A 20666-nucleotide genomic window follows, 5' to 3' on the forward strand; every position below is an offset into this window, starting at 1 on the left:
GTATGCCGGGACGCCCCCCGTCTCCGGGAGCGTCCCGTCCGTCACGAACGCGGTCGATCGCGAATCATCGTCGATCGCGAATCATCGCCGAGCGTGGCCTACCGCCTATCGCGAGTCACGGTCTCGCCGGGGGCGGTGGTCTCCTCGACGCCGAACACGACGCCGGCGTTCAGGTTCGTGTCGATCCCGGTCTTGACGCCCTCGCCGAGGACGACGCCGAACTTCCGCCGGCCGGTGTCGACGCGCTCGCCCTTGACGGTCATCCGAACCGTCGCGTCGTCGTGACGCAGGTTCGCGACGACCGTTCCGGCGCCGAAGTTCACCTGCCGGTCGATCACGGAGTCGCCGACGTACGAGAGGTGGCCGATCGCGGTGTCGGCCATCACCACCGAGTTCTTCACCTCGACCGCGTGGCCGATACGGGCGTCGGGTCCGATCACGGTCGACCCGCGGACGTAGGCGTTCGGGCCGACCTCGGCGCCGGACCGGACGATCGCCGGCCCCTCGATCGTCACGCCCGAGCGGACGCGGGCGCCGGCCTCGACGACGACTGCCCCCTCGAGGGTCGCGTCGGCAGCCACCTCGCCGTCGACGCGACCCTCAAGGTCCTCGAGAACCGCCTCGGTGGCCTCGAGCAGCTCCCAGGGGCGCCCGACGTCGAGCCACCGGCCGTCGTACTCGACGACCGAGATCGCGGTCCCGCCCGCGAGCAGGCGCTCGAGCGTCTCGGTCAGCTCGAACTCGCCGCGCTCGCTCTCGCCGGTCGCCTCGAGCGCGTCGAAGGCGTCCGCCTCGAAGGCGTAACAGCCCACGTTCGCCAGGTTCGTCGGCGGGTCGGCCGGCTTCTCGACGATCGTCTCGAGGGTCGGGTGCTCGGATCCGGCGTTCCCGTCGGTCGCGGCGGTCGCGGCGGCGTCGGTCGCGGCGGCGTCGGTCGCGGCGGCGTCGGTCGTGGCGTCGGCCGCCGCACCGCCGTCCGCCAGGGAGACCACGCCGTACGATCGCGGGTCCTCGACCTCGGTGACCGCGATCGCGGTCCCGTCCGCCTCGGCCAGGGATCGGGGGAGCGACTCCTCGATCACCACGTCGCCGTTGACGACGAGGAAGTCGTCGTCGACGACGTCCTTCGCCTGCAGGACCGCGTGCGCGGTGCCTGCCGGGTCAGCCTGCTCGACGTAGTTGACGGGCGCGCCCGCGTAGCTGTCGCCGATCGCGTCCTCGATGGCCGCCCCGCGGTAGCCGGTCACGATCACGAACTCGTCGACGACCGGCCGACAGGCGTCCAACACGCCCGCAAGCAGCGACCGATCGCCGACCGGGAGCAAGGGCTTTGGACGCCGGTCGGTCAGTGGTCGCATTCGAGTCCCGCGGCCGGCCGCAAGCACGACGCCGTACATATCCGACTGCGAGAACGGGGGAGGGTTTAGTCGCTACGGTGGGAGCCGCGACCGGTGTGTGATACGTGCGAACGACCTACATATAGCCGAGGTCGCGCAGGCGCTCCATCAGGTCCTCCTTGTCCTGGGCGCGGCCCGCGCGCTCGGTCGTGTTCTCCAGGTCCTGCAGCCAGGCGGGCTCGCCGGTCGTCTTCTCGGTGGAGACCTCGCTGCCCAGCGACCGGAAGCCGGCGAAGTACTTCGGCGAGATGGGCACGTCGTCCTGCTCGATCCCGTCCGGGAGGTCCGCGGCGGACTCGGGCACGTAGCCGTCCTCCGGGAAGCCCTCGACGGAGTCGGGCACGACGTAGTACCAGAACGCGTCCCAGACGTCGCGCTCGGCGAACTGGAGGATGGGTTGGATCCGGTCGTGGGGCGGGTAGATGTCGGGGTCGTGGCGCGGCGAGAAGAACGTCTCGTCGGCGCGGGCCTCCTGTTCGTCCCAGCGGACGCCGGAGATGACGCCGTCGATGCCGTGCTCCTCGAGGGCGTTGTTGAGCGCGACCGTCTTCAGCAGGTGGTTGCCGACGTAGGTGTCGAGCAGGAACGGGAACTCGTCCTCCTCGTACTCGAGGATGTCGCGAACGTGGTGCTGGTTCTGCTCGTTCAGCGCCGCGATCGGGACGTCGTCGCCGGGCTCGAGGCCGTTCGCGTCGACGTACTCGCCGACGTCCTCGTTGCGCGCGTAGACGACGTCGATGTCCCACTCGTCGGCCCAGTACTCGACGAAGTCGGTGATCTCGTCGAAGTGCTGGAAGTGGTCGATGAAGACCGCCGTCGGCTTCTCGTAGCCGTACTCCTCGGCGACCTCGTTGATGAAATAGAGCGTCAGCGTGGAGTCCTTGCCGCCGGTCCACATCACGGCGGGGTTCTCGTACTGCTCGAGGCCTCGCTTGGTCACCTCGATCGCCTTCTCGATCTTGTGCTGCAGCGACGGGTAGTCATCGGGCGACTCCCCTTCGCCGTCATCGTACTCGACGTCGACGTCCTCCGGAAACTCCGACGACATACCGGAACGGTACCAGCGGGGACGTATCAGCCTTTCCACCTGGTTTCGTGGGGTCCGGCAGCCCGGGTCGTGTACACGGGAGCGGGTCGCCGGTCGCTCGACGGCCCCGGCGCGTCCGACCTGCCGGCAGCACGCGTGGCGTATCCGAAGGGCTAACCCCGACGAGCCGCCCCTGTCCGATATGGGTCTGTTCGACAAGCTTCGCGGCGGCTCCGACGATCGCGTCGTCTTCCTCGGGATCGACGGGGTCCCCTACGAGTTGATCGACGATCACCCGGACGTCTTCGAGAACCTCCACGCCATCGCCGAGGAGGGCGCGTCGGGGCAGATCGAGAGCATCGTCCCGCCGGAGTCGAGCGCGTGCTGGCCGAGCCTCACCACCGGCCAGAACCCCGGGAATACCGGGGTGTACGGTTTCCAGGACCGCGAGCGGGGCTCCTACGACACCTACGTTCCGATGGGGAGCCACGTCGAGGCGACCCGGCTGTGGGACCTCGCGACCGAGGACGGCCTGGACGCGACCGTCCTGAACGTGCCCGTGACGTTCCCGCCCTCGAGCCGGATCCAGCGGCAGGTCTCGGGCTTCCTCTCGCCGTCGATCGAGAAGGCCGCGAGCGACGACGAGGTCCGCCGGACGCTCGAGCGGTACGACTACGCGATCGACGCCGACGCGAAGCTCGGCCACGACGACGACAAGACCGCCTTCATCGAGAACGCCCACGACACCCTCGAGGGGCGGCGGAGGGTCTTCGAACACTACGTCGACGAGGACGACTGGGACCTCTTCTTCGGGGTCTTCATGACGCCCGACCGGGTCAACCACTTCCTGTTCGGCGACTACGCGACCGACGGCGAGTACGCCGCGGCGTTCCTGGAGTTCTACCGCGAGCTCGACGCCGCGATCGGCGCGATCCGCGACCGACTCGACGACGACACCGAGCTCGTGGTCGCCTCCGACCACGGCTTCACCCGCGAGGAGTACGAGGTGGACATCAACCGATGGCTCGAGGCGGAAGGCTGGCTCTCGTACGCGGCGGACGCCGACGATCCGGACGGGCTCGCGGACATCGCGGACGACGCGCGCGCCTACTCGCTCATCCCCGGCCGGCTGTTCCTCAACCTCGAGGGGCGCGAGCCCCGCGGCAGCGTCGCCGAGGCCGACTACGAGGACGTCCGCGAGGAGCTGATCGCCGACCTCGAGTCCCTGGAGGGCCCCGACGGCCGGCCCGTCTGCGACCGGATCGTGACGGGCGAGGACGCCTTCTCGGGCGACCACACCGAGATCGCGCCCGACCTCGTGGTCGTCCCCGCGGACGGGTTCGATTTAAAAGCCGGCTTCGGGAGCGACACGGACGTCTTCAGCACGGGCCCCCGAAACGGGATGCACAAGTTCGGCAACGCCAGCCTGTTCACGACCGACGCGGACGTGACGGTCGGCGACGACGTGAACCTCTTCGACGTCGCCCCGACCATCCTCGACCAGCTCGACGTCGACGCCGACCGCTCGGCCTTCGACGGCGAGTCGCTGCGCGCGGACTGACCGGCGACCGGCAGCGAGTGGTGGCGCGGGTGGTGGGGTTGCTGCCGGTGATTGCGGCCATCGTGGTGGCCATTAAGCTGGATGACGGCGGATCGATTCTTTATAAGCAAGAACGGACTGCCGTGTTCGGGGAGACGTTCGAGGTGTCTGAGTTTCGAACGATGGTGCCCGAGGGCGAATCCGCGGAGCCCGTCGACGATGAGGAGAACGACCGGATCACGGACGTCGGGCGGTTCCTTCGGCGGACGCACCTCGACGAGATCCCGCAGCTCTGGTCGATCCTCGTCGGCGATATGAGCGTGGTCGGGCCGCGGGCGGTCTGGACCGAGGAGGAGTCGCTGTTGGAGGCACAGGCTCGGTCGTGGCAGCAGCGCTGGTTCGTGAAGCCCGGCTTGACGGGACTGGCACAGGTGAACGACGTGATGAGCACCGATCCGCGCGAGAAGTTGCGGTACGACCTGCAGTACGTGCGGAAGCAGTCGTTCGAGTACGATATGAAGCTGATTATGCGGCAGATCTGGAAGGTCGGTTGGGATGTCGTGGCGACGGTTCGATGAATCGCCTCGGGGTCACGCTCCAGGGCGTTCTCCTCGGCCGGGAACTCGAGAGCGGCTTTGCGGAGGGCATCGAGTTGGTCCGTGAACCGTCTCTCGGGGAGTAGCCAACGACACCCGCAACGCACGCGGCTTCTCAGGATCCATCACCCTCTTCGACGACCCACACTCCACCGTGTCACGTGCTCCTCGTCGATCGTCACCGCTGGTGGAGCCAGTAATAGGGAACCGTCCTCTCAGTCCACGGTTTGTGGCGCGACGCGGTCCACGAGGCCATCAAAATCGTCGTCGAAGCTCATCACGGCGTCGATATCGTGCCGTCGGCAGAGCGCGATCGTCGTCGCGTCCGTGAAACTCAACGCCCGATCGTCGTACCGCTCGAAGACGTCGACCGCGTCCTCGAAGACCGCCCGTGAAACGTGCAGAACGTCGTATACGTCCGGGTACGATTCCGCGCCGCGGAGTTTCGCTCCGAGGTGTTTCGCCGGCGTGAACGACCCGCCCCGTTTCAGCGTGAGCGTCACCGCCTCGTCATAGATGTAGTCGCTGATGTACGGCTGTCCGAACGCACCGTCAAACACCGCCTCCAGCGCGGTGGTCGCTGCCCTGTGTCGCGATGCGTCGAGGTCGTGGTCCGCGTACAGCACGTCGGTATCGAGGCAGATCGTCATCCGTAAAGCACGTCGTCGACGTCCCGCTCCTCGGTGTCCACGCCGGAGTGAAACCGGTTGCGCTCCATCGCCTCCTTTTCGGCGGCGGTGAGGGGAACCGATGACTCCCGGAAGGAGTCGATCACGTCCTCACGCGACTCGTACGCCTCATCGATGAGCCGCGTCAACAGCTCCTGCTGTGTGACGTTGTGGCCCGTTTCCAGCCGGATCTCCGCCTGCAACTCCTCCAGGCGGGATTTGGCGTCGTCGTGTACTTTAACTGCTGTCGTCATATCCGTGAGTTACGTCCGTTACGTGGTAAACGCTTCCACCAGTCGAGACCCGCCGCGTGGAACCGACGTCGTGGTCTAGGCGAGGAGGTGGCTCCGGTCCGGAATCGACGTACTAGCGTCTTCCCCGTCGATCGACAGCCTCGCCATTTGCACGCGGACACACCACCGTTTCACGTGAAGAATCGCGTTTCACGGGCTGGGATGGGCGAATCGCCGCGGAGACACACCACCGGTTCACGTGAAGCGGCGTCGATCGCGGTGGGTTTTCGTCGACAACGATCGGAGGGGACACACGCGTTCCGGGCGTGAACGCGATCCAGGACTTCGGGAACCACCCTCACCCCACCGCTTCCGCTGTTGGCGCACGAACACGGAGAGGGGAGGGGGACGAACCGTCTCGTGACGGTTCCCCGTGGGCAGTGGGCCGTTCGTCTCCGAACGGTTCGTCCGATACGCACGGTCCCACCCCACCGCTTCCGCTGTTAGCGAGGCGGATTCGTCCATCAGCGGAACCAGTGGGGTGCGTCGAGAAGCGGATGGGTACGAGATATGGTACTGCTAACAGCGGAAGCGATGGGGTGGGTGTACCGTCCCTCCACACATAGCCTTCAGCGTGATCCGTTGGCTGAGATCTCTCCGAGTCGGACGTCAGTGGATATCCCGTCGAGGCTGACGTCGTTTCCAGCAACCGTTCGTGGGTGCGGGTTCGATGCGGTTGCCACAACCACCGTTTCCAGTGAACACGATGGTCCATCGAGCGATCCCGGGACGACGCGCCTTTAGTCCCCGTTCCGTTCGAAGCTTCACGTGAAGCGGTGGTGTGTCTCCGCGGCGATTCGCCCATCTCAGCCCGTGAACCGCGGTTTTTCACGTGAAGTAGTGGTGTGTCTCCCTAGACGATCATCGTTGATCAGAACCCACGTGATCGACGAGGCTTCACGTGAAGCGGTGGTGTGTCCGTGTCCGATCGACATCGATGGGAGCGGACGCTGGCAGTGCTGCGGTGACGGGATGGTCGATCCGACACGGAACGCGTAACCGGTGGGATGTGTCCCCGGGCAGTGTCCGATTCCGGTAGCCCTTTACTCGCGAATGCTGCTTCATCAGATATGAATGGGAAACGGGTCCTCGTCACCGGCGGGGCGGGATTCATCGGGTCGAACCTCGCGAACCACCTTGCGGGCGAGAACGACGTCGTCGCGATCGACGATCTGTATCTCGGGACGCCGGAGAACCTCGCGGCGGACGTCGAGTTCCACGAGACGAGCGTGCTCGATGACGACCTGCCGACCGCGGACGTCGACGTCGTCTACCACCTCGCGGCGTTGTCCTCCTACACGATGCACGAGGAGGATCCGGCCGAGGGCGCACGCGTCAACGTCGAGGGGTTCGTGAACACGGTCGAGCAGGCTCGCGAGGATGGGTGTGAGACGGTCGTCTACGCGTCGACGTCCTCGATCTACGGCGACCGGACCGAGCCCTCGCCGGAAACGATGGCCGTGGAGGCCCGGACGGGCTACGAAGCGTCGAAACTCGCCCGGGAGCGGTACGCCGAGTACTTCCACAACCACTACGGGATGCAGCTGGCCGGGCTGCGGTTCTTCTCGGTGTATCAGGGGTTCGGCGGCAACGAGGAACACAAGGGCGAGTACGCGAACACGGTCGCGCAGTTCGCGGACGCCATCGCGAACGGCGAGCGCCCGGAGCTGTTCGGCGACGGGTCACAGACGCGGGACTTCACCCACGTCGACGACGTGGTTCAGGCCTGCGAGCTCGCCGCCGAGCACCGGTTGCAGGGGATCTACAACGTCGGGACCGGCGAGAGCTACTCGTTCAACGAGATGGTCGCGCTGATCAACGAGGCGTTGGGGACCGACGTCGAGCCGAAATACATCGAGAATCCCCTCGACGTGTACGTCCACGACACGATGGCGGAGACGGAGCGGATCGAGGAGGCAACCGGCTGGGAGCCCGAGATCGGGTTCGAGGAGGGGGTTGAGAAGGTGTGTGAGGGGTACAGTCAATATTAGATCAACTAGATAGCGTTACTCTAGGTCACTAACAAAAATTTGAGATCTTGTGTAGCAATTGTTGATTTCACAGGGTTGCGTTGACCGTGTGTTTGAGTGCTTCTCGTTCCGGTTTGCGGTAGATTTCTTGCCTGAGCTAAAACACGCGGAAGTATTCGTGAGTTCCGTATAATCGTCCTGATATGTGCAGTATAAAACAAATTGCTTTGTTGAATTATAGCCTCTGAGTCGGGGAGAATCCGAGGCCATCTTGAAACCACCATCATCAGTGTTTCACGAGTTGAATAAATACTGATCAGCCGTAGAAACACCGCTATTCAACACAGCACAACAAATTGTATGTAATTCGCCAATTCCAACGCCCTATGGAGATTCAATAGAGCCAATCACATCGACCGCACTAGATACGTTCCGATCCGTCGAGTGCTTCGAGAGTGTCTTGGTCGCAGTTCGGACACATTGGGGCTGCCTAGGTGACATTGAGCCGCCGCTCACCGATGGCGTTAAGCAGATCCAGCTGGAATCCTATTATGCCTAGTCCTGCAAAATCAGCAAGTCTCTCACCGAGGGGGGCGTTCAGTACATATATCCGTTGTTCTTTCGGCGAGGGACGTTGATCCTGTGATCAGTAGCCAGTTCCGCTACGCTACAGCAGAGCGTCACGGCAAAACGTCTCGAAATCTGGAACTGATCCGGCGTCCATCGACGGGCCACTCCGAATCAATCGCTTCCATTGGTTTTATTACACGGTTTCGACAAGGTATATTGAGAATTTATGTCGGATATGACGATCTCCGCTCTAGTTCCCACCTACGCCGGCGACGATGCTAATGAGCTACAGCAGGCCGTCAAAAGCTTGCTTGATCAAACACGACAACCAGATGAACTCGTCGTCGTTGAGGATGGTCCCCTTTCTGATGATTTGATAGAAACCCTCGACCAACTTAAGGACAGGTCTAACGTTCCGTTTGTCCAGGAACAACTGTCTGATAACATCGGACAGGGTGGTGCACGGCGGGCAGGCGTTGTAAGAGCGTCTGGCGATCTGATTGCGTTTCACGATGCAGACGATCTCGCTGTCCCGCGACGGCTAGAAAAGTCACTCACTGCGCTGCGGGAGACTGGTGCTGATCTCGTCGGTGGATACATTGAGGAGTTCGAAGACGATCCAAGCGAACCACACGCACTCCGTAAAGTTCCCTGTGATCCCGAGGGAGTACGCGAGTACGCAAAAACCCGGTCGCCCATTAATCAGACGACTGTCCTCGCCAAGCGCGATGCGGTTCTCGAAGCTGGGAACTACCGTGCAGTCAATCGTATGGAAGACTACGAGCTATGGATCAGGATGCTCGTCGCCGGCTACGAACTACGGAATATCCCGGAAGTACTGGCGAAGGTCAGAGCCGGCAAGTCGATGTTCGGCCGGCGTGGTGGCCTGGAATACGCCAGAGAGGAGGTCCGTATACAGCGATATATGCTAGAACTCGACTTCATTTCGCGCCGTCAGGCCGTATTTAATGCCCTCACGAGAGGTGGCGTACGCCTGTTGCCAAATTTCGTTCGAGGCTGGATTTACCGGACGCTGTTACGGAAATAGGAGAGTAGAGGGCGGGTACTAGAATCCAATCAGTACCATAACCGACCATAATTCCGTTTCAGATATTGCTCTGTCCGGGAATTGATCGGCGATCGGTTTGTTGAGCGCGCTATCTTTATGCCGCGACGGATGCCAAGTACGTATTCGTGAATATTATTATTTTGAATTGATTGAGTGAAAAAATATAACAGCCACACAAAAAGGTAGGTAGGTAAATACTTTACTGGAAGGTGTTTGTATGCAATGAATATTCGATTTGCAACACGGTAGTACGTTTCTGTATGTCCAGTCGTCTCTGTCGAAATAACGGGTTGCTGTGGACGGTGGTGGACAATGACTTCTGGGTTGTATAGAATATTAAATCCCTCGTCGATAGCTCGGTAGGACAAATCCAACTCCTCAGACCCATACATAAATTTGTCAACATACGCACCACACGTCTCGATCACGTCACGTTTGATCGCGTGACCTGCCCCGATATAGTACGAAACCGGAAACTTAGTATTGAGGTTCGTCCTGTCCACCGCATTCTTCGGGAGGGGAACGCGAATCTTCTCGTTTTGCTCTCCGGGATTGTCTACGACACGGAATGCCTGTATTCCAATTCGGTCCTCAAAGGCATCAAGGATCGAACTGAGTGCACTTTTATCGGGGAAATACGCATCATCGTCGAGGAAAACCAGTACATCACCTCGGGCGTTCTCAATCAACCAGTTCCGGCTGCCTGCGACACCTCGGAAATCCATCTTATGTGTACAGGTAACCCGATGATTCTCTGTGAGGTCCGCAATTCTATCGCAAGAATCTATTTCTTCAGAGCTATCCAGAATGAGGAGCTCGAAGTCTGGATGGTTTTGGTCGAGAATGCTTTCAACGCAAGTCCGAAGTCTTTCTGGACGATTACTCGTCGCTACCAACACAGAGACAGCTGGCTGATCCACACCGAAATCTGGAAGTACATCTATAATAAATTCGTTGGTATGCTATTCGAAGGGTCTAGAAGTAATATGATGAAACGTCTGGGGTGATTATGTACTCACTATCTCAGTTAAAAGAAGGACTTCGACATCCAGCACTGTTCTTTCGAGAGTTGAATCGGTACTATCATACACGGATGTATACTCGTCAATACAATACAGCAGGTATCGATCTGTTCTCTGAAGATTGGGACACGTGTGTCATTCTGGATGCTTGCCGGTATGACGTATTTGAGGCACACTCAAATATTGAGGGACGGTTGGAATATCGCCAATCACAGGCTTCTTCTACCGTCGATTTTCTCAAATCAAATTTCGGAGACCGTGACCTAAAGGATACCGTATACGTGACCGCCAACCCACAGTTGTATCGATACCGCGACAAAATTAATACGGATCTACATACAGTGGTCCACATCTGGGAGGACGATGGTTGGGATGAGAAATCAGGAACGGTACTCCCCGAAACTGTGACAAAATACGCGATCGAGGCTGCTGAGACATATCCAAAGAAACGACTGGTGGTCCATTATATGCAACCACACTATCCGTTCGTTTATGGAGATGCCGAATTCGGAAGAGACCATCTGCAGAAGAGAGATCCCGATGAGGCGAACCCCTGGTATAAGAAGTTGTATGGGGAGTTGGATATTACAAGAGATCGGCTGTGGACAGCATACGTAGAGAACCTAAAAGGTGCCCTCCCCCACGTAAAAAAGTTTCTTTCGCAGACTAAAGGAAGAACGATAGTCACTGCTGATCACGGAAATATGTTCGGTGAGCAGTCTTTCCCTATCCCGATCCGGGAGTGGGGTCACCCCCATACCACGTTCACAGAGGAACTTGTGAAAGTCCCGTGGCTCGTAGTTGAGGATGGATCCAGACGCGAGATCGTTCCGGAGGAGAGCAACGCATCCCCCGACGTGGATAGCAATGTGAGCGACCGACTACAGCAACTAGGCTATCGGAGTTGATCCAATTCACTGAGAAAGGGTTTTGTGGTACACATCTAGAACTCCCTCGGCAGTTTGCTCCCACGAAAACTCATTCGCTCTATCTCGGGCCCGTTTGGCAAGTTCGATTCGTTTAGCGTCGTCGGTGAGGAGTTCGTCAGTCGCTCTCGCCACCGCATTCGGGCGGAGCGGATCTCCTACGAGTACGGCGCCATCATCAACAATTTCCGGGACAGCGAACCGATCAGATGTGACGACTGGGCATCCACAGGCCATCGCTTCTAGATTGGTAAGCCCGAATGTTTCATGGAGCGTTGGGTTCACAAGCGCTTTTGCCCCACTGTAGAGCATCGGGAGATGTTTCTCCGGAACGAATCCAAGGTCGGTCACGGCTGACCTGATCCCCAAAGTCAGAATGGTTTCATCCATTTCTGACTCGTGCCAGCCGCCACCCGCCAGCACAAGTGTGAGATTCGGGTGCGATCGCCTGAGTTGTGCGAACGCCCGCAAAAGTGTGTCCCTATTCTTCTTCCGCATATAATTGTTAACGTTCAGAAGATACGGGCCAGTGATCCCGTACGTAGCTTCGAGTTCCGACAGTGGGTTCGCGACGGGCCGATACAACTCGTCAACGCCAGAGTAGACGGTGGTAAGTTTTTCTGGTGGGATCGAAAGCGCATCTTCGATGTTTGCTGCGAGCGTCTCAGACACCGTGATGTACGAGTCAATTTGGTCAAGCAAACCTAGGAGTCCGTACATTTTCAGTACTGGTTTACTGATATACCGGAATTTCCATGGTGCATACTCCGGTAGCATAAATGCGAGGTCTCCGTGAATTGTTACAACAGTCTTCACTGATAATCCGAAGACGAGTGGTCGTCTGTATGGGATGTAGTTATAGTGGAGTAAATCGAGATCGAGACCCGCAATTCCACGCTCAAACGCACACGGCTTTCGTGACAGGATGATCTCCGTTGCCCGGTCGTAAAGCTCCCTATCTGACTCCTCGTAATGTATGAGTGAGAGGTTTAGATCTGGACTCTCCAGATCAAGGAGAGAGTGGCAGAGGTTCTCAAGGTAGACGTTGGGCCCGGAGGGGCCGAAGTCAAGTGGTGCAGTGACGATGCCGACATCCATTTGTGTAGCGTAGTCTGCGCTACTGAGTTGAATAAATGTAGCGCTCTTGTGAAGCAGATTGCAAATGTCGGCTGCTGGATTACGTCGATTTCTCAACTTTATGATTGCTAATGCCATCACGGCTAAAGACGTGGACATCAACGTTATCAACGCCGCTACAACTTCCAAGCGGGGTTGGAGAGTACGAATTGGATGGTGATCTAGCGGACTCATCATAGCGAAAGGACACAACCGTAACAGTAATCGCCAACTTAAACAGTTCAACGCTGGTCTCGGTGTGGCCATATAGGGATCTGATGAATCGCTGTAAGACGACGGGATAGGTCGCCAAATCAAAGGAAGTGAAGCGGGAAATCGGCGATGCCTATGTCGAAGATCTCCCGCTTCACGAGCAAGGCGGTCACGTTAGCTAAAAATGCTGTTGGTGGCCGACTACGCCGTCGTTTCTCTCCACTGTCTCCGGATTTACCTAGAGAAATCCTACCGCAGGGCGCTTGGTCTCCTGAGCGAGATGCCATATGTATTGGCCGAGATCGGCTCGTCGTGTTAAGTTAAGGATGAGGCGGTCAGAGTTTCAGATTCCTATGGCCGAAACCGACCGCCTCAGAAAGTCTACCGAGTGGATCGACTTGGGTTTTGTGGAGCGAGAGCGGACACCCCGCGAGATCATTGAAAAGGGTATTCACCACCATCTTGCAGGACTCTCACTTTCGAATACAGTTGTTCTTCTTGAGGAGTTGGGTGTCGATCGGAGTAGAACAGCGGTCCATAACTGGGTTCAAAAGGCTGATCTACAGCCAGCTGGCGGTGAAAACTCGGATCGCGTTGCTGTTGATCAGAAGGCGATCCGGATCAATTCCGAACAGTACTGGCTGTACGCTGCCGTCGATCCCGAAACTAACAGAATCCTCCATTCTCGGCTGTTTCCAACGTATACGATTCCGATCGGTCGAAAGTTTCTGATCGAATTAGCCGAGAAACACGACGTTGAAGACGCGCTGTTTCTCGTCGATGACGCCGACGATCTCAAAGGAGCACTTCGACGTGAAAATCTCAGCTTCCGCGTCGAGATCCACGGCTTCAGAAATGCAGTTGAACGTGTCTTTCGTGAAATATAACGAAGAACATCTTCGTTTTCAAACTGTTTCAGCCACGTCGACCCACCGACCGCGGAAACGTGGTTACAAGCCCACGCCGTCTGGTGGAATTATGCTTAAGTTAACACCACGGATCGGCTTGGAAGAGGGCGATCTCTCTGATCACTCGACGTTGGTAAAGGCGTTTGATAGGTTCGAGATGAAGGTCTGGCGAGTGCTGCTGCGCCTCTCGGTGTTCACAAACGCAGAGTTTTTGTGCAGCCCACAAAATCGCTGTGCGATTTTGGGACGCAGCTGCACGACACTGCTGATCACGCCGCGATAGACGCGACGTTCTTCGACCGGATCACAAGATAGCTGCCCATCAACAATGTGTGAGACAAGAGCGAATGCGTTAATGACTGCTAGTCAGAGGTATCCGAGATCGCGTAGTTGTGCTTCAATCACCTTATCGTCAACGTCTTCTGTTTCAATAGGGCGATCGGACGTGATGGTCCGACGGGTCTGATAGGGGAGGATGAGCCACGGTACTATTCTCACCTTCGGGAGCCAACAGCCTGCCGGATGGAAATATGTCCTAAAAAAAGGACATATGCTATTTTCACCAAACAATTCTCCATGATCCGCGCTTACTACTGATTTTCCGTCAACTTGATCAAGCAACCGCTCAACCGAATCAAGGCAAATACATAAATTCTCCTCATAAGCTGTTTTTACTTTTGAATTGCTTATGAGATTTTGTTGGGCTGCTTTGAGCAATGTACTATAGTAATCGTTAGAACTTTCCGCTCAAAGATTGTTACTATACTCAATGGATCATCTCGACGAGATCTCCGTCGAAGAACTCCAAGACGCCCTCAACAATGTTGACGGAAACAAGCCGACTCAACGGTTGTTAGCTGCGATCGCGTACAAGGACGGTGTCACGCAGACCGAACTTGCAGAGTGGCATGACACCGGGCGAAGAACGATCTACAGCTGGTTGATGCGACTTGATACGGACGAACCGCTTGAGCAAGCTGTGTCTGATGCTCATCGATCTGGGAGAAAACGAAAGCTCTCAGAATCACAGCAAAAAGAGTTCGAACGAACTGTTCACGAACCGCCCGAGGAAGTTGGGATCGACGCGCCGGCGTGGACGCCGGCGCTCGTTCAGGAATTTCTCGAAGAAACCTACGGCGTCGAGTACTCTTCTCCGAGTTGTCGGCGGTTGCTGAAAGAAGCTGGACTCAGCTATCAAAAACCTCGACGTACAGCCGCTGAATCTGAGGAATCCGACCAAGAGGAGTTCCACGACGAGATCAAAAAAAGCGAGCGGAGATGGACGCCACAGTAGTCTGTATCGATCAGACGAAAAAATCTGTCCAGGTTGAGCCGCGTGCCGCGTGGTTTCCGCGCGGCACGCGGCCGAGCGTCGAACTCTCTGGCCAACGTGACTGGACGTGTCTACTCGGCGCAGTCACGGAAAACGGTGACTGCTTTTTCTCACGGTTCACCGAGTACGTCACCGCCGAGCACGCAAAACATTTCATTCTCGCGTTATGCAAAGAATTTGAAGAAGACTTGATCGTTGTGCTAGACGGAGCGCCGTACTTCCAGGCGTCGGCCGTCACGGATCTGGCGGCCCGTGACGACCTTGCCTTCGTCACGTTGCCTGCGTATTCGCCGGAACTCAATCCTGTCGAAGAGTGCTGGCGACAACTCCAGGATGCTCTGAGCAACCGATTCTTTGACTCGCTCGATGAACTCACGACGGCGATCGATACTGCTCTTGATCAACTGTCGCTTCCAAACGTGAGCAATTATTTCTAATGTTTACTATAATTGTAGTGCTAGTCTCTGATGTTGATTGGTTATACATCATTTTAATTGTTCTAAATTTAACACCGTGCTGTTCCCGAACCTCGTTCCTAAGTTTTGCAGCTAAGTCGCCAATATACGGTACGTGAGGCTGCATATAATGAACGATTAATCTTTTATTCGGATAATCCTCGTGTGCTTTGAGCGCAACATCAGTCACACGGTTAGGCATACGTCCTTCCATTCTCTTCTCATATGTATCATATGTTTTGATTATTTTGTAGAACGTCCCATCATCAATATCATTTGAATATACATTCGATGATACGTAGACTGTATCGTGAAACTCCCTCCCTGCGAAGTTGGATCTCATCCATTCCTCACTTTGAGACCCTTGAGAGACGACCTGTTGAAGATCTCCCTCAAACTGATTATATTCTGAAAATGTATCATATCTGCAAGCGTCTAAAATAACAAGTGTGTCCCAGTCTTCTTCCATAACCTCAATAGGATCACCAAATTGTTCGATAAGCGCATTCCGATAACGTTTCTTGAAATAATAGTTGCGAAAATTATCAGATATATAATTGACTTCTCTGGCAAATATTGACGGGTCTTTCAATCCTTTCACTAATTTTTTAATTGAATATCGTTCTGGTATGACCATAGTGGCTAGTTAGGCGGTAGGACAAAAAATATCTTATTTTACGCTTTTATGATACAGGTCGTGGTAACGACCTAGTAGTCTGGACTAACTCAATAGATTTCCCCATTCAACAGATCTCAGCCTTAATTTGGAGTATCACATTGCGGAATGCTATTACAGCAAGACGTGCGATAACTTTTCACCAAAATGGTGCGCCTAGCTACCGATCAAGAGCAGGAATTTGGACCAGTGCGAACCCGAAGGTGAGAGCGGGAATAACCGAAAACAAGGACAATCCGAACATCGCTAGCCCCTCGAATAGCATCTCGATAAGAACCATCGTCAGAATTGCGAACAGTGCTGTGCTGCGAACATCACGCAGGCCAGTGAGACAGTTCTGGTAAACTAGGGCTAAGAATCCGAAATGAACGATCCCGCCAACGACACCGCGAGTCAGAATGACATATAAGTATGTGCTGTGGATATTATTTGTCGTTTCTCCAGCTGGGAGGTATGGGGCAACCGTATTCCCGACCGGCTGAAAGCCGATGCCGAAAATTGGGTTTGCCCAAATGGCTTTCAGCGCTGCCGTCCACAATCTGATTCGGGCTGGAATGAGGTTGGGAATATCAATGTAATCCGGCAAATAGCCAAGTCCTATGGCAATTAGGTAGATGAAACCAAGGAACCCGGCCGTAATAAGTGTGTACACTCCCCAATAGTCAAAATAGTTATATAATAACACCAATCCAGCACCGATGGCGGTGGTTATGAGTGCACCCCGACTTGCACTAAAAATTACACCACCAATCAAGATCGTAAGCAAAAGCAAATCAGTTGCCTGACGACGACGGTAGTAGAACGATAAACCAGAGACAAACCCAAGTCCCGAAACAAATCCGAACGGATTGGGATTTGACAGAACCGATTTCACCGGCATAACCCGCACGTTGAGTAACGGGAGTTGTTTCGACACATCGTGAGGCGCTACGACGACGCCTACGAGGTGGTACTCACCCAAGAACAACGTCGGTAGTCCGAGAAGTGTTAGGATAACTGGAAACAGATACAGAACATACAGAAACTCGTCTAGGTCTATAGTCTGCGGGGCGATAAAAAGGAGAATAAATGAAGTCGCCAATAAAATTGGAATGCGACCCAACGTCCAGATGCTGAGTGGTGGGATTAGAGCGTGAAAGAGGTAGATCATCCAGAGGACTGCGTAGGCAACGAGCGCGTATCTGGGAATCCCGATAGAATCTGATTCCAGAACAGCGGCAGCACCAAATAGAAAGACAAGAGGAACAACTGTGATGACGTGGAAGACGGAGTTCGCCCCGGTCATATCTATCGTGCTTGAGATGATAACCAGCACGAACAGTGTAGTTGTCACTGAGAGTCGACGAACAGTAGTTTCTTTTGTGTGGATGGTTTTTGCCGTTTCGCTCATAACTACACTCGGTTGAATAGAATCAGTTAGCTATGACTATCATGGAATCATTTGAATATTTTTCGATACAGGTCGTGAGATAATTTGGCGGAACAAGATAATGATCGATATTGAGAGCGCTCAAATTCGCTTTGGTGAATAGCAGCTCTGAGTCGGGGTGGATCCGAGGCAATCTTGAGACCACTTCCATCCGAGTTTCATATGTGTGGTTAAACACTGACCAGCTGTAGAAACACTGTCATTCAACACAGCAGTGCTATCCGAAATTATAACTATAGTATATTCATCTGGTGGCATAGATTTCTGTTTTAGCCTTATTACCGTAGAATCACCGTAATTTATCGTTGATACCCTGGTCTGTGTCAAGTTATAGTTTGAAATTCTCTGGTACGAGACCAGCATATACTTCTATGATCTGATCTGCAAGATGTTCCCAGTCGAAGCGCTCGGATCGAGCGAGATCAAATCCAGCAGAGGCCAGGCGCTGTCGTTCCGTAGGTTGGTCGACAAGTGTATCCAGACTGTCTGCGAGATCCTGCGGTGTTGGTTGCCGCACGATAGTAGCTGTCTTACCATCGGTCACATACTCGGTGAAACAAGGCAGATCCGAGACAACAGCTACGTTCTCAAATGCAAGTGCGAGTTGGAGCGCACCGCTTGTCGTCCCTTCACGATATGGGAGTGCAACGATGTCAGCAAAGTAGAAATACATCCACAACTCGGCGTCTGGAATATATTTGAAATGTGTATTAACGTTCTCTGTGGTTCGTGCTCTCTGGGCATATGACTCGTCACCGTCATTAATAGGACCGACAATCCAAGGATCAAACCTTGTCTCTGTACATTCTAAAGCGTCTAGAAACGTTGCAATACCCTTGTGTTCTTTGACACCGAAAAACAGGATTACTGGATTCTCTGTTTCACCGTACGGCGACGGGGCCTTTTCTTCTATGTATCGTCGAAAACAAAGGTAGTTTCCATGGGGGATCACCGATATCGGCGTCCTGATACCGTCTTCAACCAGCTCTTGTCGTAATGCTTCTGTGTGTGTGACAAGATGGTTAACTAACTGGAAGTGCCTGTTCGCAATTGTCCTCGCAAGTGGACTGACATTACCTAGGCGACTGTCAGTTCGTTCATGAACCGTACGAACAACTGGTATGCGAAGAATCGTAAGAAGGATCGTGATATAGAGAGTGTACCACTGTGTCCGAATATGTGTGTTTATTTGTACGACATCAGGTCGGACACGGAGAAAGTACAGCAGTAATTGAATCTGCAACAGCAATGTCCGCACAACCATTACGACTTTGCTGTCGTTACCTGTATATACGAAGTGGGATTCTGTGACGTACTCGGGGAAATGTGACTCATCGTCCGACCCAGCATAGAATATGTCAATTGTCATTTCTGGGTTCGACTTATAGAGGCCACGAAGTTGGTTCAGTGCGTAGTGGTAATGACCAGCGTTCGTTCCGTAGGTGAAATAACACAGCCGCGGACCCTCTGACATATGTGATGTAATTTCTTGTGTGGAAAAGAATAATAACTTTGCTCTGATCGTGGCCGTCGCGCTAAGTCAGGAGTGAAGCGGTCGTTGGCTCGGGTGCCCTATACGAATTTGACTACCTCCAAAGTGAGATTGTATAGATATATTTGGGATTGGTGGAGCGGCAGAATTTTAGTTTCTAAGTGCTTTTACCGCTGTACCTTTTAGAATGCCAGCCACTATACCAGTACATGGATAAACAACGCATCGTATATCTCTGTAATATATTGATTTCCCTATGCTGTATAATATACGATAAATGAGAGTTGGGAGAGCGAGATGGAAGAAAAACCTAGTATGTATATACATTGAATTTCTGTGCCGATAGTATTCGAATTTCGTACATCCACTACCATTAATATCTCCCTTTTGTTTTGAAAAACGGCCGCTTGATCCACCATCCGTTGCTGATAAATGATAAATAACGGATTGAGGATGAAAATATATACGATGGCCCTCATCTCTTGCTCTAAACGAAAAGCTAAGTGATTCTCCCCAACCATCTCCTAATAAATTATTATCATACAGTGGAATATTTTCTAGTATGTCTTTTAATACGAATAATCCTGATTCGCGGACGAATGGAATATATCTCGATTTAGACACTTGTTCAAGATTATTAATAAAATCGTAATTCCAGAAATATTTTATCGCGATATTTGGTTCGGAACCATCTGAAATTGAAGATTTATTTTTGGAAGTTTCAATGACTTTTGACTGAATTATGTATTCACCATTATTTAATGAAGTAACAATTGGATTAATAAAATCATCATCCACTCTCATATCATCCTCCAAGAAACCAACCACTTTTCCAGATGACTTATCAACGCCAATTCTTTTTGCTTCCATTTGTCCATTACCGCCCCCTTGTATATATTCAGCAAAACTATTGGAAACTACTTCTCTGGTGTTATCGGTGGATCCATCATCAATAACAAGTACTTCTACCTCAGTAGTGTACGGTTTTATAGAATTTAAAAATTCTTCTAGATGACTATCCCTATTGTATGTAGGTATTACTAATGAAATGTCTGATTTCCCGAAAGTCTCAGTCACAATTATAAGTGTTTGACTACTATCTAAAATAACTTCCTATTTAGAAGAACTATCGCGTTTAGTTTGTAGCGGTGTGCCAGACGGCGGCGGTGTGTTCTAATGTTTCAGCTGCACGTTGGTGGACGGCTAAAACAGTTTGAGATGAAGTGGGTCGTTTTGTATTACGGAAGATGCGTTCGACGTTAATGTTATTTATATCATATTCGAACAAAAATCGAGGCCGTGTCGCCGGAGCGCGGTTTATAGCCAATTCGCATCATCAACGAGAAACAGCGCAGTACCAAGACGCGATGCATCTTGTGCGCCCGCCAAAATGCAGCTGCGTTCTGCGGACGTCGTCGACATCGTGTTTCTCACGAAGCTCTCGAAGGAAGATCTCAGTCAATGCAGTCGTATACGTGGAAAAGAGCCGAATATGAAGGATTGGTTTGTTGCCGGATCGACGGCCGCGTAAAGCCAAACACTGCTGATCAGTGATCCGAATCACGCTCTCGTCAACCGCAACCTGATCTGGACTGATTCCTCCTTCGAGTCGAAGATCGGCTTTCTGTACCCAAATGGACGGCTTTTCGGCTACGTGTGACAACCAGCCTCATCACGAATTAAACTGTATTCGAAAGTGAGAGACCAGCAACGTGGTGCTGCATACCGAGCTTCATCGCCCATCTAGTCCGCTTGCGCTCCACAACACCCAAATCGATCAGCCGCAACTATCGCTGAGGTGTGTGATTTCGAACATAGGGCACTCAGAAATCATCACGCTTCACTTTTCACTTAATTAACAACCAGCTAAACTCAGTCAATTACAAGGCGAAAGAACAATATCGGTCAACAATCTACGCTGTAAGAGCAATTAGCACTCAGCTACGTCTGGTAGTTCACACGATCC

General features: G+C 54.3%; 15 protein-coding genes and 5 pseudogenes. 9 read left to right on the forward strand and 11 right to left on the reverse strand.

Features of this window, described 5'->3' with window-relative positions; all coding sequences use genetic code 11:
- Positions 1-98: 98 nt before the first annotated feature.
- Both glmU and CPZ00_RS01295 read right to left on the reverse strand, forming a co-directional pair.
- Positions 99-1397, reverse strand: a complete 1299-nt coding sequence (glmU, locus tag CPZ00_RS01290; protein ID WP_096389013.1) for a bifunctional sugar-1-phosphate nucleotidylyltransferase/acetyltransferase — start codon at positions 1395-1397, stop codon at positions 99-101.
- Positions 1398-1473: 76 nt separating this feature from the next.
- A complete protein-coding gene (locus CPZ00_RS01295; RefSeq protein WP_096389014.1) occupies positions 1474-2445 on the reverse strand; it encodes a phosphoadenosine phosphosulfate reductase family protein in 972 nt (323 codons plus the stop codon).
- Between the two features lie 181 nt (positions 2446-2626).
- On the opposite strand from CPZ00_RS01295, the gene CPZ00_RS01300 reads away from it, so the two are divergent.
- Entirely contained in the window at positions 2627-3985 is a 1359-nt protein-coding gene (locus CPZ00_RS01300) for an alkaline phosphatase family protein (protein ID WP_096389015.1), read from the forward strand.
- Between the two features lie 29 nt (positions 3986-4014).
- Positions 4015-4542, forward strand: a pseudogene (locus CPZ00_RS01305) (sugar transferase); the annotation flags it as partial.
- A 233-nt stretch (positions 4543-4775) separates the two neighbouring features.
- Here the strand turns inward: CPZ00_RS01305 and CPZ00_RS01310 are convergent.
- Both CPZ00_RS01310 and CPZ00_RS01315 read right to left on the reverse strand, forming a co-directional pair.
- The gene (locus CPZ00_RS01310; RefSeq protein WP_096389016.1) at positions 4776-5210 is read right to left on the reverse strand and encodes a type II toxin-antitoxin system VapC family toxin; all 435 of its coding nucleotides are present in this window, start codon (positions 5208-5210) and stop codon (positions 4776-4778) included.
- Positions 5207-5482 (reverse strand): hypothetical protein, encoded by a 276-nt coding sequence (locus CPZ00_RS01315; protein WP_096389017.1) that lies wholly within the window; start codon positions 5480-5482, stop codon positions 5207-5209. Before CPZ00_RS01315 ends, CPZ00_RS01310 begins: the two co-directional genes overlap by 4 nt.
- A 1109-nt stretch (positions 5483-6591) precedes the next feature.
- On the opposite strand from CPZ00_RS01315, the gene CPZ00_RS01320 reads away from it, so the two are divergent.
- A complete protein-coding gene (locus CPZ00_RS01320) occupies positions 6592-7512 on the forward strand; it encodes an NAD-dependent epimerase/dehydratase family protein (RefSeq protein WP_096389018.1) in 921 nt (306 codons plus the stop codon).
- Positions 7513-8296: 784 nt separating this feature from the next.
- The gene (locus CPZ00_RS01325; protein ID WP_157744148.1) at positions 8297-9109 is read left to right on the forward strand and encodes a glycosyltransferase; all 813 of its coding nucleotides are present in this window, start codon (positions 8297-8299) and stop codon (positions 9107-9109) included.
- Positions 9110-9138: 29 nt separating this feature from the next.
- On the opposite strand, the gene CPZ00_RS01330 is transcribed toward CPZ00_RS01325, so the two are convergent.
- Positions 9139-10050, reverse strand: coding sequence for a glycosyltransferase family 2 protein (locus tag CPZ00_RS01330; protein ID WP_157744149.1), 912 nt, complete (start codon positions 10048-10050; stop codon positions 9139-9141).
- Between the two features lie 443 nt (positions 10051-10493).
- Between CPZ00_RS01330 and CPZ00_RS15700 the strand changes: the two genes are divergently transcribed.
- Positions 10494-11060 (forward strand): alkaline phosphatase family protein, encoded by a 567-nt coding sequence (locus CPZ00_RS15700; protein WP_199243376.1) that lies wholly within the window; start codon positions 10494-10496, stop codon positions 11058-11060.
- A gap of 6 nt (positions 11061-11066) precedes the next feature.
- Here the strand turns inward: CPZ00_RS15700 and CPZ00_RS01340 are convergent, their stop codons facing one another.
- Positions 11067-12176 carry a glycosyltransferase family 4 protein gene (locus CPZ00_RS01340; RefSeq protein ID WP_172861735.1) on the reverse strand — a complete coding sequence of 370 codons (1110 nt, stop codon included), beginning with the start codon at positions 12174-12176 and terminating at the stop codon, positions 11067-11069.
- 366 nt (positions 12177-12542) lie between these two features.
- Here CPZ00_RS01340 and CPZ00_RS01345 point away from each other — a divergent pair.
- From CPZ00_RS01345 to CPZ00_RS01360, 4 genes and pseudogenes are all read left to right on the forward strand, one after another.
- Positions 12543-12714: pseudogene (locus tag CPZ00_RS01345) on the forward strand (IS5/IS1182 family transposase); the annotation flags it as partial.
- Between the two features lie 46 nt (positions 12715-12760).
- Positions 12761-13393, forward strand: a pseudogene (locus tag CPZ00_RS01350) (IS6 family transposase).
- Positions 13386-13618, forward strand: a pseudogene (locus CPZ00_RS01355) (hypothetical protein); the annotation flags it as partial. The pseudogenes CPZ00_RS01350 and CPZ00_RS01355, both read left to right, overlap by 8 nt.
- A gap of 466 nt (positions 13619-14084) precedes the next feature.
- A protein-coding gene (locus CPZ00_RS01360; RefSeq protein ID WP_096389022.1) for an IS630 family transposase occupies positions 14085-15085 on the forward strand; the annotation gives its coding sequence in 2 pieces (ribosomal slippage) (positions 14085-14577 and positions 14577-15085; 1002 coding nt in all).
- Here CPZ00_RS01360 and CPZ00_RS15205 read toward each other — a convergent pair.
- The 5 genes and pseudogenes from CPZ00_RS15205 to CPZ00_RS15795 all read right to left on the reverse strand — a co-directional run bounded on the left by CPZ00_RS15205 (position 15021) and on the right by CPZ00_RS15795 (position 20516).
- Positions 15021-15740, reverse strand: coding sequence for a hypothetical protein (locus CPZ00_RS15205; RefSeq protein WP_157744150.1), 720 nt, complete (start codon positions 15738-15740; stop codon positions 15021-15023). The genes CPZ00_RS01360 and CPZ00_RS15205 overlap by 65 nt on opposite strands.
- Positions 15741-15939: 199 nt before the next feature.
- On the reverse strand, positions 15940-17169 hold the full coding sequence (locus tag CPZ00_RS01365) for an O-antigen ligase family protein (RefSeq protein WP_096389023.1): 1230 nt from the start codon (positions 17167-17169) through the stop codon (positions 15940-15942).
- Positions 17170-17536: 367 nt separating this feature from the next.
- Positions 17537-18682 (reverse strand): glycosyltransferase, encoded by a 1146-nt coding sequence (locus CPZ00_RS01370; RefSeq protein ID WP_096389024.1) that lies wholly within the window; start codon positions 18680-18682, stop codon positions 17537-17539.
- A gap of 168 nt (positions 18683-18850) precedes the next feature.
- On the reverse strand, positions 18851-19777 hold the full coding sequence (locus tag CPZ00_RS01375; protein ID WP_157744151.1) for a glycosyltransferase family 2 protein: 927 nt from the start codon (positions 19775-19777) through the stop codon (positions 18851-18853).
- A 58-nt stretch (positions 19778-19835) separates the two neighbouring features.
- Positions 19836-20516: pseudogene (locus tag CPZ00_RS15795) on the reverse strand (IS6 family transposase).
- Positions 20517-20666 lie beyond the last annotated feature (150 nt).

This window comes from Halopenitus persicus (assembly GCF_002355635.1).
Taxonomy (GTDB): Archaea; Halobacteriota; Halobacteria; order Halobacteriales; family Haloferacaceae; genus Halopenitus; species Halopenitus persicus_A.